The 15,191-nt window shown below is 65.4% G+C and carries 12 protein-coding genes; 6 read left to right on the top strand and 6 right to left on the bottom strand.

All coding sequences use genetic code 11. The annotated features are described in order from the left end of the window. Positions 1 to 3: 3 nt before the first annotated feature. The 6 genes from P7A97_RS15260 to P7A97_RS15235 all read right to left on the bottom strand — a co-directional run bounded on the left by P7A97_RS15260 (position 4) and on the right by P7A97_RS15235 (position 8,740). Positions 4 to 1,254: a HipA domain-containing protein gene (locus tag P7A97_RS15260; RefSeq protein ID WP_277690838.1), complete on the bottom strand. Its 1,251-nt coding sequence runs from the start codon at positions 1,252 to 1,254 to the stop codon at positions 4 to 6. Beyond that, a complete protein-coding gene (locus tag P7A97_RS15255; RefSeq protein WP_277690837.1) occupies positions 1,251 to 1,481 on the bottom strand; it encodes a helix-turn-helix domain-containing protein in 231 nt (76 codons plus the stop codon). Before P7A97_RS15255 ends, P7A97_RS15260 begins: the two co-directional genes overlap by 4 nt. Before the next feature lie 228 nt (positions 1,482 to 1,709). Continuing rightward, positions 1,710 to 3,104, bottom strand: a complete 1,395-nt coding sequence (locus tag P7A97_RS15250; protein WP_277690836.1) for a TolC family protein — start codon at positions 3,102 to 3,104, stop codon at positions 1,710 to 1,712. Further along, positions 3,101 to 6,280, bottom strand: coding sequence for an efflux RND transporter permease subunit (locus tag P7A97_RS15245; protein WP_277690835.1), 3,180 nt, complete (start codon positions 6,278 to 6,280; stop codon positions 3,101 to 3,103). The genes P7A97_RS15250 and P7A97_RS15245 overlap by 4 nt, the downstream gene beginning before the upstream one ends. Positions 6,281 to 6,428: 148 nt before the next feature. Continuing rightward, a complete protein-coding gene (mexE, locus tag P7A97_RS15240) occupies positions 6,429 to 7,667 on the bottom strand; it encodes a multidrug efflux RND transporter periplasmic adaptor subunit MexE (protein ID WP_277690833.1) in 1,239 nt (412 codons plus the stop codon). 155 nt (positions 7,668 to 7,822) lie between these two features. Beyond that, the gene (locus tag P7A97_RS15235; protein WP_277690832.1) at positions 7,823 to 8,740 is read right to left on the bottom strand and encodes a LysR family transcriptional regulator; all 918 of its coding nucleotides are present in this window, start codon (positions 8,738 to 8,740) and stop codon (positions 7,823 to 7,825) included. 195 nt (positions 8,741 to 8,935) lie between these two features. Here P7A97_RS15235 and P7A97_RS15230 point away from each other — a divergent pair, with 195 nt between their 5' ends. From P7A97_RS15230 to P7A97_RS15205, 6 genes are all read left to right on the top strand, one after another. Beyond that, entirely contained in the window at positions 8,936 to 9,958 is a 1,023-nt protein-coding gene (locus P7A97_RS15230) for a zinc-dependent alcohol dehydrogenase family protein (protein WP_277690831.1), read from the top strand. 131 nt (positions 9,959 to 10,089) lie between these two features. Then, on the top strand, positions 10,090 to 10,656 hold the full coding sequence (locus P7A97_RS15225) for a sigma-70 family RNA polymerase sigma factor (RefSeq protein WP_277690830.1): 567 nt from the start codon (positions 10,090 to 10,092) through the stop codon (positions 10,654 to 10,656). 24 nt (positions 10,657 to 10,680) lie between these two features. Further along, positions 10,681 to 12,351 (top strand): multidrug ABC transporter permease/ATP-binding protein, encoded by a 1,671-nt coding sequence (locus tag P7A97_RS15220; protein WP_277690829.1) that lies wholly within the window; start codon positions 10,681 to 10,683, stop codon positions 12,349 to 12,351. A 124-nt stretch (positions 12,352 to 12,475) separates the two neighbouring features. Then, on the top strand, positions 12,476 to 12,679 hold the full coding sequence (locus P7A97_RS15215; protein WP_277690827.1) for an MbtH family NRPS accessory protein: 204 nt from the start codon (positions 12,476 to 12,478) through the stop codon (positions 12,677 to 12,679). Further along, entirely contained in the window at positions 12,679 to 13,404 is a 726-nt protein-coding gene (locus tag P7A97_RS15210; RefSeq protein WP_277690826.1) for an alpha/beta fold hydrolase, read from the top strand. The genes P7A97_RS15215 and P7A97_RS15210 overlap by 1 nt, the downstream gene beginning before the upstream one ends. A 23-nt stretch (positions 13,405 to 13,427) precedes the next feature. Further along, on the top strand, positions 13,428 to 15,191 hold a 1,764-nt coding region (locus P7A97_RS15205), incomplete at its 3' end, for a condensation domain-containing protein (protein WP_277690825.1).

The following is a 15,191-nucleotide window of genomic DNA, read 5'->3' as shown; positions in this document are numbered from 1 at the left end:
CGATCAGCCCAGTTGCAGCAGCATGTCCGCCAGCACGCCATGGCGGATCTGCCGCAGCAGTCGCAGCTCGCCTGCGCTCAAACCCTGCTGCAGCGCCACATCCAATAGCTGATCCGCTGCCTCGGGCAGCCTGCCCAACAGGCTATCGAGTTGCCGGGTCGTCACGCTGGCCGGCAGGCCGAGCGCTTCGCCGAAGGCCAGCACATCAACGCGCGTCAGCTCGGCAAAGTGGCGTGCCTTGCCCATTGGCCAGGACAGCTCGGCCGAGCCCCACGCATTGTCGCGGGCGTAGACGCTGGTGCTGAGCAGGTCGTAATGCGGGGCCAGCTCGATGCCACGGGCGCCGACGAAAAACGACAGGTTCTTCAGGTGTGCATCGTTGTTGCCGAGCAAGGCATTGAATAGCGCCCAGCGCAGCAGTGCCTGTCGGCTCAGGGCCTTGCTGCGACAGAGCTCGACCAGGCGTTGCAGGGTTTCCAGGGTGGCCATGCGGTATTTATAGGTGCGGTCCAGCGACAGCAGCTGGCAGGCGTCCAGCATATGGCGGCGCTGCAGGCGGCCGCCGACTCGCTGGCGGTCGAAGCGCTCGACCAGGTACACCGAATGCGGCACCTGACGCAGCTCGACGGTCGGTACCGGCAGCTTTAGGGCGGCCGCCAGGCGCATGACGAACCATTCGTTGGCGGCGCTGTGCGGGTAGTGCTCGCGCTCGGGATGATCCGGCTTGAGGATGTGGGTGGAGGGCTCCTGCCCCAGCGGTTCATAAAGCTCGCCCGCTTGCAGTACCAGCGCCAGCTTGTGCTGCGCGCCGGCCAGCGACATGCGTTTGGGCGCGGAATGGCCCAGGGAAACACGGGGCAGATTGTCGATACGTCGTGCCAGCTCGGCGGACGGCAGCGGCTGCAGGCCGCCGCCCGGCAGTGGCTGATCGGGTGGCAGCAGGGTTAGTGCCCCAGCCGATTCGGCGCCGTAGTAGGCGAGCAGGGCGAAGGCGTCGGCCACGTCGACCCGTGCATCCTGGGCCAGCAGGCTGCGTGCCTGCTCCTCCGGAAGTAGGTTGTCGAAGAACCACTGCACCGGTCGTTGACTACCGCCGTCATGGATTTCACCGCTAGCGCGCGGCAGCTGCGGTGCCAGATCGAAGCCTTCGGTGGAGGCCAGCCAACCGGGCTCGTAGGCGAACTGCCAGAGGTTGTCCTGTTCGCGCAGCAGTCCTACTGGCTGCTCGTTGAGCCAGACGCGCAGCTGCCTCATGGTGCATCCTCGGGCACTTCAAGATGTATGCGTACGCCCAGCTCATCGAGCAGGCGCAGCACCTTGCCCAGCTGCACCGTGCCCTTGCCCAGCTCGACATCGCGCAGAAATACGTGGCTCGCTTCGATAATCGCCGCCATGTCGTCCTGGCGGATGCCCTGGCGCTTTCGCAACTGGCGGGCGAGGGTGCCGATATCGGCTGCGTCGTGGATGGGGATCAGCGGCATGGCGGCCTCCAAATCTAAACTAAGGCTTAGATTACTTGCGCTTCTGGATGAATTTCAACCGAATATAAGTTGTGGCTTAGTTTTATCCTCGAAAATGTGCTGGGATGAGTAAATCTAAGTTCCAGTTTAGTTTCCGGGGCGATGCGCAAAAAAATCCCCGCGACCAGGAGCGGACCGCGGGGAGCGCAATGGTCGGCAAGGGCGGGCCGACTCAGGAGGAAAGGTTGCTCAGGCGCTGGGCTGCCAGCCGCCGCCGAGGGCCTTGTAGATGGCGACGATGCCGCTATACAGCTCGACCTCGGCCTGGGCCTGGGCGTCTTCGGCGGCCAGGCGCTCGCGTTCGGCATCGAGCAGCACGAGGAAGTCCACCGTACCTTCGCGGTAGCGCACGGCGGCCTGTTCGGCGGCGGCGCGGGTGGCTTCCGACTGGCGAACCAGTGACACCAATCGCTGCTGGCGCTTGCTGTAATCGCTGAAGGCGTTTTCCGATTCTTCCAGCGCCACCAGCACCTGCTGCTCGTAGTTGGCCAGCGCGCCTTCGGCATCGGCCTTGGCGCCGCGAATACGGGCACGCACGCTACCCAGATCGAACGCAGCCCAGCTGATGGAGGGGGCCACGGCCCAGGCACGGGCATCGGCGGCGCCAATCTGCGAACCGCGCCCAGCGGTGAAGCCGAGGAAACCGGACAGGCTCACGCGCGGGAACAGATCCGCCGTGGCCACGCCCACCTGCGCGGTGGCTCCGGCCAACTGGCGCTCGGCGGCGCGGATATCGGGGCGACGGCGCAACAGGTCGGCGGGGTTGCCGATCGGCAGCGCCTTGGCGATCACCGGTAACGGTTTGGGCGACAGGTCCACGCTCAGCTGCTCTGGACGTTGGCCGAGCAGGGTGGCGATGCGGTTGCGTGCTCGTGCTTCGATAGCCTGCAGCTGCGGCACGCTGGCTTCGGTTGCGGCCAGGCGACCATCGGCGCGCAGCACGTCTAGCTCGTTACCGATGCCGGCATCGCGCAATTGCACGGTGAGTGCGCGGGAGTCCTGTTGATTTTTCAGGTTCTCCTTGGCGATGGCCTCACGCAGCTGGGCGCCGCGCAAGGTGCCGTAGGCATCCACCAGTTCGGCGATCAGGCTAACCTGCAGCTGCTGCAGCTCGGCCTCGGCCACGCCGATGTCAGCCTCGCTGGCTTCGATCTGGCGTTGGATGCGGCCGAACAGATCCAGCTCCCAGGCCATGTTCAGGCCCAGGTCATAGCGTTCCTGGCGGATACGCTGTTCAGTCGTCGGTGGTTGCTGGGCCTTGCCGAACTCACCGCTGGCGGCGCTGGTAATGACCGGGAACTGGTCATTACCGACGTCGTCACGAATGGCGCGGGCCGATTTGAGGCGGGCGAAGGCCACGCGCAGCTCGCGGTTTTCCTGCAGTGACTGCTGAACCAGCTGGTTCAGCGTGGCGTCGTCGAACTGCTGCCACCACAGCGTTTCGAAACGCTCGCGCTCGACCTTGGCAGAATCGGCAGCGGCGAGCCGCGCGGGCTCGGTTGCCGGGGCCTGGTAGTCCGGGTCCACGGCGCAGGCGGAAACGGCCAGGGCCAGCAGGGCAGGGGCGAAAGCCTTGTACATCATGCGTGTGCTTCCTTGATCAGGGCGGCCTTGCGCGCTTCGCGTTTCTCCACGAAGGCGCGGATCAGTACGTAGAACACCGGGGTCAACAGCAGGCCGAAGAAGGTCACGCCGATCATGCCGCTGAACACCGCCACACCCATGGCATGGCGCATTTCCGCGCCGGCGCCGGAGCTGAGCACCAGGGGCACCACGCCCATGATGAAGGCGATGGAAGTCATCAGGATTGGGCGCAGACGCAGGCGGCAGGCTTCCAGCACCGCGCTCATGCGGTCCATGCCTTCTTCCTGCTTCTCCTTGGCGAACTCGACGATGAGGATGGCGTTCTTGCACGCCAGACCCACCAGTACGATCAGGCCGATCTGGGTGAACACGTTGTTGTCGCCGCCGGCCAGGATCACCCCGGTGATGGCGGAGAACAGCACGGTCGGAACGATCAGAATCACCGCCAGCGGCAGGCTCCAGCTTTCGTACTGGGCGGCCAGCACCAGGAAGGCCAGCAGCACGCAGAGCGGGAAGATGAAGATCGCGGTGTTGCCAGCGAGGATCTGCTGGTAGGTCAGGTCCGTCCACTCATAGGCCATGCCGTTGGGCAGCTCTTCGTCGAGCAGCTTGGCGATGGCGGCTTCGGCCTGGCCGGAGCTGTAGCCGGGCGCCGCCGCACCGTTGATCTCGGCGGTGATGAAACCGTTGTAGTGCATCACCCGATCCGGGCCCGCGCTGTTCTCGACCTTGACGAAGGTCGACAGCGGCACCATTTCCCCGCGGTTGTTGCGCACCTTGAGCTGGCCGATCTGCTCCGGCTCCAGACGGAACTGCTGGTCGGCCTGGACGTTGACCTGATAAGTGCGGCCAAAGCGGTTGAAGTCGTTGGCGTACAGCGAACCCAGGTACACCTGCATGGTGTCGAAGATGTCGCTGATGGCCACGCCGTGAGTCTTGGCTTTTTCGCGGTCGATGTTGGCGTCGATCTGCGGCACGTTGACCTGGTAGCTGGTGAACAGCGACATGGGGTCCAGTTCCGGCAGCTGACGGGCCTTGGCCAGGATGTTCTGGGTCTGCTGGTACAGCTCTTCGTAACCCAGGTTGCCACGGTCTTCCACCTGCAGGCGGAAGCCGCCGATGGTGCCGAGGCCCTGTACGGGAGGCGGCGGGAAGATGGCGATGTAGGCGTCCTGAATCTCGGCGAACTGTTGGTTCAGTTCGGCGGCGATGGCGCCGGCGGACATCGACGGGTCCTTGCGCTCATCGAACGGCTTGAGCGGGGTGAACACGATGCCGCTGTTCGGGCTGTTGGTGAAGCCGTTGATCGACAGGCCGGGGAAGGCCACGGTGTTCTCCACGCCCGGATGCTTGCTGGCGATCTCGGACATGCGCTTGATCACGTCTTCGGTGCGATCGAGGGTAGCGGCGTCTGGCAGTTGGGCGAAGGCGACCAGGTACTGTTTGTCCTGCTGCGGCACGAAGCCGGTCGGGGTGCTGGAGAAGCCCAGGTAGCCGAGCACCAGCAGGCCACCGTAGACCAGCAGGGCGATGGAACTACCACGCAGCACGCGCTTCACGGTGCCGACGTAGCTATGGCTGGCGCGGTCGAAGAAGCGGTTAAACGGCGCGAACAGCCAGCCGCCGAACAGCTTGTCGAGTACGCGGGAGAAACGATCCTTGGGTGCGTGGTGATCCTTCAGCAACACCGCGGCCAGGGCCGGCGACAGGGTCAGCGAGTTGAAGGCCGAGATCACCGTGGAGATGGCGATGGTCAGCGCGAACTGCTGGTAGAACTGCCCGGTAAGGCCGGAGATGAAGGCGGTCGGCACGAATACAGCGCACAGTACGAGCGCCGTGGCGATGATGGGGCCGGTCACTTCCTTCATGGCCTGGCGGGTAGCCTCCACCGGCGACTTGCCGAGGCCGATGTTACGTTCGACGTTTTCCACCACGACGATGGCGTCGTCCACCACGATGCCGATGGCCAGTACCAGGCCGAACAGCGACAGGGCGTTGAGCGAGAAGCCGAACAGGTGCATCACGGCGAAGGTGCCAATCAGCGACACCGGCACGGCGGCCAGCGGGATGATCGAGGCGCGCCAGGTCTGCAGGAACAGGATCACCACCAGCACCACCAGCACGATGGCTTCGAGCAGGGTGTGCACCACCGCCTCGATGGAGCCGCGCACGAAGATGGTCGGGTCGTAGACGATTTCGTAGTCCACACCCTGGGGGAAGCTCTGCTTCAGCTCGGCCATACGCTCACGCACGGCATTGGAGATTTCGATGGCGTTGGAGCCGGGGCGCTGGAATACCGGGATGGCCACGGCCGGCTGGTTGTTCAGCAGCGAACGCAGGGCGTACTGGCTGGAGCCCAGTTCAATACGGGCGATGTCCTTCAGACGGGTGATCTCGCCGTCGTCGCCGGCGCGGATGATGATGTTCTCGAACTCTTCCTCGCTGACCAGACGGCCCTGGGTGTTGATCGACAGCTGGAAGCTGTTGCCGGCATCGGACGGCGGCGCACCGAGGGCGCCGGCAGCGACCTGGCGGTTCTGCTCGCGGATGGCGTTGACCACATCAGTGGCCGTCAGGTTGCGCGAAGCCACCTTGTTCGGGTCGAGCCACACGCGCAGCGAGTAGTTGCCCATGCCGAATAGCTGCACGTCGCCCACGCCGTCCAGGCGCGCCAGCTCGTCCTTGACGTTGAGCGCGGCGTAGTTGGACAGGTAGAGCATGTCGTAGCGCTGATCCGGCGACGTCAGGTGCACCACCATGGTCAGGTCGGGCGAGGCCTTGTCCACGGTCACGCCAAGACGCTGCACTTCGGTGGGCAGGGTTGGCATGGTGCGGGTCACGCGGTTCTGCACCTGCACCTGGGCGTTGTCCAGGTCGGTGCCGAGGGCGAAGGTGATGGTCAGGGTCAGCTTGCCGTCGTTGGTCGACTGCGAAGACATGTACAGCATGCCCTCGACGCCGACGATGGCTTGCTCCAGCGGCGAGGCGACGGTTTCACCGATCACCTTGGGGTTGGCGCCGGGGAAGTTGGCGCGCACCACCACAGTCGGCGGCACCACTTCCGGATATTCGCTGATCGGCAGCTGGAACAGCGAGATCGCACCGGCGATCAGTACCAGCAGCGACAGCACAGCGGCGAAGATCGGCCGCTTGATGAAGAACTGGGAGAAATTCATCTTCGTCTACCTGTTCGAAAAGGCTTTTTCGGGGTGAGCCGGCCTACGGCGTGGCTCACCGGGCGGTGTTCATGATTACGGACTTCGTAGGCTGGGTTAGCCGCTTCGCGGCGTAACCCAGCGAGCGGTGTTCCAGCCTACGTATGGCTCAGCTGCGTGGCGTGCCTGGCTTGGCGCTCTGCTCGGCGACCTGCGGGGCGCGGCTACCATCGACGGCGCGGCGTAACTCGGCCAGACGGGCGAGGGTGCTGTCGTCGGCCATCGGTACGCTCTGCGGATCGACCGGGGCGCCGGGCATGGCGCGTTGCAGGCCGTTGACTACGATCTGCTCGCCCTTGGAAAGGCCCTGGCGCACGATGCGCAGGCCTTCCAGCTTCGGCCCGAGTTCGATGGCGCGGTATTGCACGGCGTTGTCCTTGTCCAGCACCAGGACGAACTTCCTGCCCAGGTCGGTGCCGATGGCTTCGTCCTTGATCAGCGCGGCCGGGTAGGTCTGGCTGCCCACCAGCTTGAGCCGGGCGTACAGACCGGGGGTGTACAGGCCTTCGCTGTTGTCGAAAACGGCGCGGCCGCGGATGGTGCCGGTGCGCGGGTTGACCTGGTTGTCGAGGAAGTCCAGCTCGCCGCGGTGCGGGTGACCGGCTTCGCTGGACAGGCCGAGGTAAACCGGGCTGCCGCCACGGGCATCGCCGCCGGACTGGCGCGCCAGCTCCACATATTTGAGGAATACGCGCTCGTCGGCGTCGAAGTAGGCGTAGACCTTGTCGGTCGACACCACTGAGGTCAGCAGCGATTCACCGGCGTTGACCAGGTTGCCCTCGGTGATCTCGGCGCGGCTGACGCGGCCATCGATGGGCGCGGTGATACGGGTGAATCCGAGATTGAGCTGGGCATTCTCCAGCTGCGCCTGGATCGCCGCGACTTCGGCCTGGGCCGCGGTGGCGGCGCTGGCGCGGGCATCGGCCAGCTCGGTGGAGATGGCATTGCTCTGGCGCAGGCGTTCACCACGACGCGCCTCGTTGGCGGCGCGGGTGCCGTTGGCGCGGGCTTGCAGCAGTTGCGCCTGTAGGCGTTTGACTTCGGCCTGGAACGGGCGCGGGTCGATCTGGAACAGCAGGTCGCCTTTCTTCACCAGGCTGCCTTCGTCGAAGGCCACCTTGTCGATGTAGCCGGATACGCGCGGGCGGATTTCCACCGACTCCGGTGCTTCCAGGCGGCCGGTGAACTCGTCCCACTCGTTGATCGGCTGTTCGATCACTTCGGCAACGCTGACCTTGGCTGCCGGGGCGTTCTGGCTGGTTTCCTCGGCCTTGCCGCAGGCGCTGAGCACCAAGGCTGCTGCCAAGGCGAGGGGAAAACGCCAGAAAAGAGGGTTGGGCTGTTCCATGAGTGACTCCGCCGTCGGATTTGAGAATGGGCGGAGTCTGCTGGGCGGAGTTTGATGAGACGAATCGAACAATCCGAAGATGACTATCATCCGGAATGATGGTTTCGTCATCGTTCGTTAATAGTGCGTGTGTGCACCGTGTTAGAGCGTTGGCGTCACTCCAGACTATCGGGGTCGCCGCAGAACATCTGGATACGCGAGCGCAGCCAGCGTTCGGCCGGATCGTTGTCCTGCGCGCCACGCCAGGCCATGTGCAGCTCGAAGGTGCGTGACGGTAAAGGCAGTTCCTCGGCACGCAGGCCGCCGGCGGCTGTCAGGGCCGCCGCCGTATAGTCCGGTACGGTGGCGAGAATATCGGTGCCGGAGAGCAACGTACCCAGGCCGTTGAATTGCGGCACGGCGAGCACCACGCGACGTTTGCGTTCGAGCTTTTCCAAGGCCTCGTCGATGAAGCCGGTCAGGTCGCCGGCGAACGAGACCAGCGCATGCGGGCGGGCGCAGAAATCATCCAGGCTGACCGTTCCCGGTGCGCTGTCGGCACGCAGCAGCTTGGGCTTGCTGCGGCGCAGCACCTTGCGTTTGGCGTTGGCCGGCAATTCCTCGGTGTAGCCGACGCCCACCGAGATTTCGCCGGAGGCCAGCAGGTTGGGCATCAAGAGGTAGTTGGCGCGGCGAATCACCAGCACCACGCCCGGCGCCTCGCCGCGCAAGCGGCGCAGCAATGGCGGTAGCAGGGCGAACTCGACGTCGTCGGACAGGCCGATACGGAACACGGCGGTGCTCGTGGCCGGGTCGAAATCGGTGGCGCGGCTTACCGCGGTGGAGATCGAGTCCAGCGCCGGCGAGAGCAGGGCGAAGATCTCGGTGGCCCGCGCGGTGGGCTCCATGGTGCGGCCGGTGCGCACGAACAGCGGGTCATCGAACAGGCTGCGCAGGCGGGCGAGGGCGGCGCTGATCGCCGGCTGGCCGAGAAAGAGTTTTTCCGCGGCGCGGGTCACGCTGCGCTCGTGCATCAGGGTTTCGAACACGATCAGCAGGTTGAGATCGACACGGCGCAGGTCGTTGCGGTTCATGTTCCAGCTTCCATCCGGGAATGCGTGAAAGGTGCGTGTGTGAGCCGGCGGCGTCAAGTCTTAAGCGGAGCGAGGGGTAGCCTGCGACCCTGCGGATCATCCCTATTTATGGTGACTATCAATCTGTGCGGGTGGTCTTGCCGGGTAAGCCCGTATAGAGTCCGTGGCCATAGCAATATGAAGGCGAGGTGTTTGATGTCCCGCATGATCCGATTTCACCAGTTCGGCGATGCCAGCGTTTTGCGTCTGGACGATCTGCCGACCCCGAAACCCGGTCACGGCGAAGTGCTCATACGCACCCAGGCACTTGGTGTCGGTTGGCGCGACGTGCTGTGGCGGCAGAACCTGGCCCCTGACCAGCCGGCGCAGCTGCCGGCCGGTGTCGGCTTCGAGCTGGCCGGCTTGATCGAGGCGACAGGCCCGGGCGTCGACGATCTTGCGCCCGGCATGGCTGTAGCCAGCTTCCCGGCCTTCAGCCCCAACCAGTACCCAGCCTGGGGTGATCTGGTGCTGATGCCGCGCAGTGCGCTGGTTCGCTATCCGGAAACACTCAGTCCGGTCGAGGCGGCGGTGCACTACACCCCTTACCTGTTGGCCTATTTCGCCCTGGTCGAACTGGCCGCTGTGCAGCCGGGCCAGCGCGTGCTGATCACCGAAGCCGCACACTGTCTGGCACCACAGGCGGTGCAAATGGCCAAGGCGCTGGGCGCTACGGTGATCGCTGCCACCAGCGAAGGCGATACCCGTAGTTACCTGCGCGAGCTGGGTGCCGACAAGGTGATCGACACTGAGGAACAGGATCTGGTGCTTGAGGTGGAGCGCTTCACCGATGGCAAAGGGGTGGAAGTGGTGCTGGACCAATGCGCCGGCCCGCAGATGAAGCTTCTCGGCGATGTTGCGGCCACCCGTGGCAAGCTGATCCTGTATGGCGTCAACGGCGGCAACGATGCGGCGTTCCCGGCCTGCGCCGCATTCAAGAAGCACCTGCAGTTCTTCCGCCACTGCGTACTGGACTTCACCGGTCAGCCGGAACTGGGGCTGCAGCGCGACGAAGCGGCGGTGCAGCGGGCGCTGACCCGCATCAATCAGATGACGGCCGATCGCCTGCTCAAGCCGACCATCGCCAAGACATTTGCTTTCGAGGATTTCGTCGCGGCCAACCAGTTCATGGAAACCTGCCCGGCTGGCGGTCGGGTGGTCATGACGCTGGAACCCTGAGTACCTTCGTGCCACCTCAATGCCGCCTTCGGGCGGCGTTTGTATTTCTGCGGGGCAATTCGCTGCGCAATTGTTGAATTGATAAGAATTATCATTAAGATGCGCATCACGTTATCGCCGAGGAATGGCCGATGGGATCGTATCGACGTTGGGAAGGTGGGGCGGAGCTATCCGTTCAACTGCCTTGCGCAAGCAGGGAACGAGGGCTGGAGCGCCTGTATGCCAGTCACCGCCGTGTCCTGACCGACGCCGCTCAGGGGGTGCTCGGCTGCCGCGCCCGTGCCGAAGACGTGGTGCAGGATGCTTTTCTCAAACTATGGGAAAGCGGCGAGCGCCACGCCATCGACGATCCGCTGCGCTACCTGTTTCGCATGGTGCGCAACCTAGCCATCGACCGCCTGCGCCGGCAGAACCTGGAAGGCCGCTACAGCGCTGACGAGGAAGCACTCGACGAGTTGCCCGCACAGCAGTCCGGCCCCGAACAGCGTGCCATCGGCCAACTGCAATGGCAGCGCCTGCAGTTTGCCCTCGGCGAGCTGCCCGAGCGCACGCGCACCGTCTTCACCATGAGCCAGCTGGAAGGCTACAGCCAGCGCGAGGTGGCCAGCCATCTCAGTGCTTCGCCTACGCTGGTGCATTTCCTCCTGCGCGACGCGCTGAAACATTGCCGCAGCCGTCTCGAACCTGAAGCGGCCTGATGTTCTTCCTGCCCTGGATCTGTCATGAAACTGCTCAAGCTGTTGTTCCGCGATAATCGCCTGCCGCTTTGCGGCATCGTCCTGCTCAGCCTGTGCAGTGCGATGCTCAGCGTCGGCGTGATCGCCTTCATCAACCAGAAGCTGATCCGCCTGGAGGGGGAGCTGGCGACCACGCTGCTCAGCTTCCTCGGTCTTTTGGCGTTGCTGTTGCTGTGTTCCGGGGCAGGACAGGTGGCCCTGCATACCCTCGGCCACCGCTTCGTCTACCGCCTGCGCCGCAGCCTGGTGCGGCGGGTGCTGGACACCGATATCGAGCGCCTGGAGCAGATCGGCGGCGCGCGCATCCTCGCCAGCCTGTCCAGCGACATTCGCAACATCACCATCGCCTTCGTCTACCTGCCGGAGCTGACCTACGGCCTGATCCTCAGCATCGCCGCCTTCACCTACCTGGCCTGGCTGTCGCCAGCGTTGTTCGGCATCACTGCCGCCTGGCTGGGCCTTACCCTGCTGGTGGGCTGGTTCTTCGTCGGCAAGGTCAACCACCACATCCGCCTGCTGCGCGAGGCGGAAGACCATCTTTATCAGGACTACCAGGCCATCATCGACGGGCGCAAGGAGCTAGCGCTCAACCGCGACCGCGCGCGGCTGCTGTATGACGAGGAGTTCGACCGCGACGCCCGCGCCTACCGCGACAATGTCACCCGCGCCGACATCTTCAACGGCCTGGCCGGCAACTGGGCCAACGCCATGGTGCTGGGCAGCATCGGTATCGTGTTTTTCTGTGCCAGTGGCCTGGGCTGGGCGCCCGGCGAAGTGGCCGCCACCTTCGCCCTGACCGTGCTGTTCCTGCGCGCGCCGATGGTCGCTACTGTCGCCGCATTACCCAGTCTGCTGGCCGCGCGCATCTCGCTGGACAAGCTGGAAACCCTGGAGTTGGCGCCGGAAACCACCGAAATCGCAGCGGTCGAACGCCTCGGTCAGTGGCAGAGCCTGCAGCTGTCCGGCATCGAATACCGCTATCCGGGCGAGGGCGATGAGGTCGGCTTCGATGTCGGTCCGATCGATCTGGAGTTGCGTCGTGGCGAGCTGGTATTCCTGGTCGGCGGCAACGGCAGCGGCAAGTCGACCCTGGCGCGTCTGCTCACCGGCCTGCATCGCCCGGCCGCAGGGGAGATCCGCCTCGACGGGCGTGCCGTACAGGCCCACGAGTGGCAGGCGTACCGCCAGCTGTTCGCCAGCGTGTACACAGACTTCCATCTGTTCGCCCGCCTGCTCGGTCCGGCCGGTGCCGAGGTGGAGGAGTCGCTGGTGGGGCAATGGCTGGATCGCCTGCGCCTGCGCCACAAGGTCAAGTTCAACGCCGGCCGCCTGGCCGACACGCGCTTCTCCCAGGGCCAGCGCAAGCGCCTGGCGCTGATGCTGGCGATGCTGGAGGGGCGCGACATCCTTATCCTCGATGAATGGGCGGCCGACCAGGACCCGCTGTTCCGTCGCCTGTTCTACCGCGAGCTGTTGCCGCAGCTGAAAGCCGCCGGCAAGACCGTGCTGGCCATCACCCACGACGACCACTACTTCGATCAGGCCGATCGCCTGTTGAAGATGGATGGCGGTCGCCTCAGCGAGCTCACCGGCGAAGCCCGCGATCGCGCCACCCAGGACGCGGTGCGCGAGATCGGCGGCTCGATCCCCGCATAGCTGTTGATACCTCTGCCCCGGACGCGGGGCAGGGCACTGTCATGTCCGCGCAATCGAATTAAATGAAAATTATTCGCAGCTTCATGCGTCTTTAAAGCGTGCCACTTTCAACGAGGGATACCCCATGAGCCTGGACAACCCGCAAACCACTTTCCTGGTCGTGCTCAACGACGAGCAACAGTACGCCATCTGGCCGGCCTACAAGGCCGTGCCCGCAGGCTGGAAGGAAGACGGCGTGCGCGGTGACAAGGCCACCTGCCTGGCGCATATCGCCAGCGTCTGGACCGATATGCGTCCGCGCAGCCTGCGCGAGGCCATGGACGCCTGATGCAGCTGTTCTGCCTGGCTCATGCCGGCGCCAGCGCCATGCCCTACGCACGCTGGCGCAAGCGCCTGCCGCGCTGGCTGGATGTCTGCCCGCTGGAGCTGCCCGGCCGTGGTGCCCGCGAGGGCGAGCCGCTGTGCCAGGACCTGCCGGCGCTGCTGGCCGACCTCAAGCAGGCCTGGCGCCGTGAATGCCGGGGCCCCTACCTGCTGTGGGGCCATAGCCTGGGCGCCATGCTCGCCTTCGAGCTGGCTCAGGCGCTGATCGGCGAGGGCCATGAAGCGCCGCTGGCGCTGTTCGCCTCGGCTTCGCGGGCGCCCTCGCGTCGTCTGCAGGCACCGCGCCTGACTGCACGCAGCGACGGCGAGCTGTTCGCCAGCCTCGATGGCTTCGCGCGGCTGCCGCGCGAACTGTTGGCCGATCCGTTGTTCCGTCGCGAACTGCTGCCGGTACTGCGCAGCGACTTCGCCCTGGCCGAGAGCTACTGCTACCAGCGCCGCGCGCCCTTGCCCTGCGCCCTGCACGTGCTCGGCGCGCGCCGCGACTGCCTGAGCGAGGACGACCTGCGCGCCTGGCGCCGCGAGACTCGCGCTGACTTCACCCTGGAGTGGCTGGATGGCGATCACGCCTACCTGCGCCCCCAGGAAGACGAACTGCTGTCCCTGATCGAATTTCATGCCACGCGCCTGATGCGGCGCGAGGCGGCCGACATGCCTCTGGGCGCTTAGGCCACTCTCTACGAGGTGTTGTGATGAACGCGCAAGTCCCGTCGAACCTGGCTCTGGAATGGGCGCCGCTGTCCTTTGCTCAGCAGCGCCTGTGGTTCTTCAGCCGTCTGGAAAGTGGCAGCAGCGCCTATAACCTCGGAGGGCTGCTGCGTTTCGGAGGGGCGCTGGATCTGGACGGCCTGCATCATGGCCTGGATCAGGTCTATGCCCGCCATGCGGCACTACGCACCGTATTTCGCGAGCAGGACGGCCTGGCCCAGCAGGCCGTCCTGCCCGTGGGCCCGATGCCGCTGGAGTTCATCGACCTGTCGCAGAGCAGCGAGCGCGTCGAGGCATTGGCTCGCGACTTTATCGAGGCCGACTACGACCTGACCCGCGGTCCGCTGGTGCGCTGCGCCCTGTATCGGCTCGGCGAAAACAGCCACGCCCTGGCCGTGGGTATGCACCACATCATCTCCGACGCCTGGTCGGTGCGGGTGATGGTCGAGGAGATGGCCGAGTTCTATCGGGCCCGCCAGCAGAACCGTCAGCCGTTCATGACCCCGCAGCCGCTGCAATACAGCGAGTATGCCGTGGGCCAGCGCGAGTGGCTGAACAGCGAGGCGGGTGCGCGGCAGATGGCCTTCTGGCGCGAGCGCCTGGGCAGCGAACAGCCGCCGCTGAGCCTGGTCCCGGACTTTCCGCATAACGGCCAGGCCGCGCGCCGCGCCGCCTACCGCACGCTGCAGGTGGAACCGGCCATGGTGGCGCGGCTCAGTGACCTGGCCAAGGCCCATGGCGCCACCCTGTTCACCGTGCTGCTGGCGGCCCTGCAGCTGCAGCTGGCGCGCCTGTCTGGCCAGCGCGAAGTGCGCATTGGCGTGCCGGTGGCCGGCCGCGCCAAGGGTAATGAGCGCCTGGTCGGGTTCTTCGTCAACACTCTGGTGCTCAAGGCCGAGCCGCGCCCCGAGCTGTCGGTGGCCGAGTGGCTGGAGCAGACCCGTGTCGGTTTGAAACTCGCTCAGGCCCATCAGCAGATGCCCTTCGAGCGCCTGGTGGAGGCGCTCGCGCCGAGTCGTAGTCTGGGACAGCAGCCGCTGTTCCAGGTGGCCTTCAATTACCGCCGTCAGCACCCGCTGGCGGCCAACTGGCTGCCGGGCATCGAGACCGTGCTTGACGAGGTGCCGTCCAGCCAGATTCCCTTCGACCTGGCCCTGGACGCGGTGCGCGACAAGGGCGATCAGCTGTCGATCAACTTCGCCTACGCCGCCGATCTGTTCGCCGAAAGCAGCATCGAGCGTCTGATTGACGGCTTTCTTGAGGTGCTCGACGGCTTCGCCACCTCACCGCAGGCCGCGCTGGGCGAGCTGGGGCTGGTCAGCAGTGGTGAGCGCCGCTTGCTGGCCGAGTGGAACAAGCCGCGCCAGACCTTCGATCCCGCCCGCCTGCTGCCCGAGCTGATTGCCGAGCAGGCGCGCCTGCATCCGGATGCCATCGCCCTGGTGCATGGCACCGAGCGAATTTCGTTCTCTGAGCTGGAGGGCCGTGCCAATCGCCTGGCCCAGCTGCTGGCCGCCCAGGGCGTGCGTCCGGAAGCCCGCGTCGGCGTCTCCCTTGAGCGCGGCAACGCGATGATCGTCGCCATGTTGGCGGTGCTGAAATCCGGCGGTGCCTTTGTGCCGCTCGATCCGGATTACCCGCGTGAGCGCCTGAGCTACATGGTTGAGGACTCGGGGCTGAAGTGGCTGGTCACCAGTTCCGATCTGGCCGAGCGCCTGCCGCTGGGCCTGGGCGTCGAGCCGCTGTGT

The sequence above is a fragment of the Pseudomonas sp. GOM6 genome (genome assembly GCF_029537485.1).
GTDB lineage: Bacteria > Pseudomonadota > Gammaproteobacteria > Pseudomonadales > Pseudomonadaceae > Aquipseudomonas.
Note: the sequence above shows the minus strand (reverse complement) of the source record. Positions and strands in the feature narration are given on the sequence as shown.

Excerpts from the sequence above, each read along its gene's own strand:
- mexE (WP_277690833.1), bottom strand. The coding sequence starts at position 7,667 with ATGGAACAGCCCAACCCTCTTTTCTGGCGTTTTCCCCTCGCCTTGGCA.
- P7A97_RS15260 (WP_277690838.1), bottom strand. The coding sequence starts at position 1,254 with ATGAGGCAGCTGCGCGTCTGGCTCAACGAGCAGCCAGTAGGACTGCTG.
- P7A97_RS15245 (WP_277690835.1), bottom strand. The coding sequence starts at position 6,280 with ATGAATTTCTCCCAGTTCTTCATCAAGCGGCCGATCTTCGCCGCTGTG.
- P7A97_RS15230 (WP_277690831.1), top strand. The coding sequence starts at position 8,936 with ATGTCCCGCATGATCCGATTTCACCAGTTCGGCGATGCCAGCGTTTTG.
- P7A97_RS15250 (WP_277690836.1), bottom strand. The coding sequence starts at position 3,104 with ATGATGTACAAGGCTTTCGCCCCTGCCCTGCTGGCCCTGGCCGTTTCC.
- P7A97_RS15220 (WP_277690829.1), top strand. The coding sequence starts at position 10,681 with ATGAAACTGCTCAAGCTGTTGTTCCGCGATAATCGCCTGCCGCTTTGC.
- P7A97_RS15235 (WP_277690832.1), bottom strand. The coding sequence starts at position 8,740 with ATGAACCGCAACGACCTGCGCCGTGTCGATCTCAACCTGCTGATCGTG.
- P7A97_RS15255 (WP_277690837.1), bottom strand. The coding sequence starts at position 1,481 with ATGCCGCTGATCCCCATCCACGACGCAGCCGATATCGGCACCCTCGCC.
- P7A97_RS15225 (WP_277690830.1), top strand. The coding sequence starts at position 10,090 with ATGGGATCGTATCGACGTTGGGAAGGTGGGGCGGAGCTATCCGTTCAA.
- P7A97_RS15210 (WP_277690826.1), top strand. The coding sequence starts at position 12,679 with ATGCAGCTGTTCTGCCTGGCTCATGCCGGCGCCAGCGCCATGCCCTAC.
- P7A97_RS15215 (WP_277690827.1), top strand. The coding sequence starts at position 12,476 with ATGAGCCTGGACAACCCGCAAACCACTTTCCTGGTCGTGCTCAACGAC.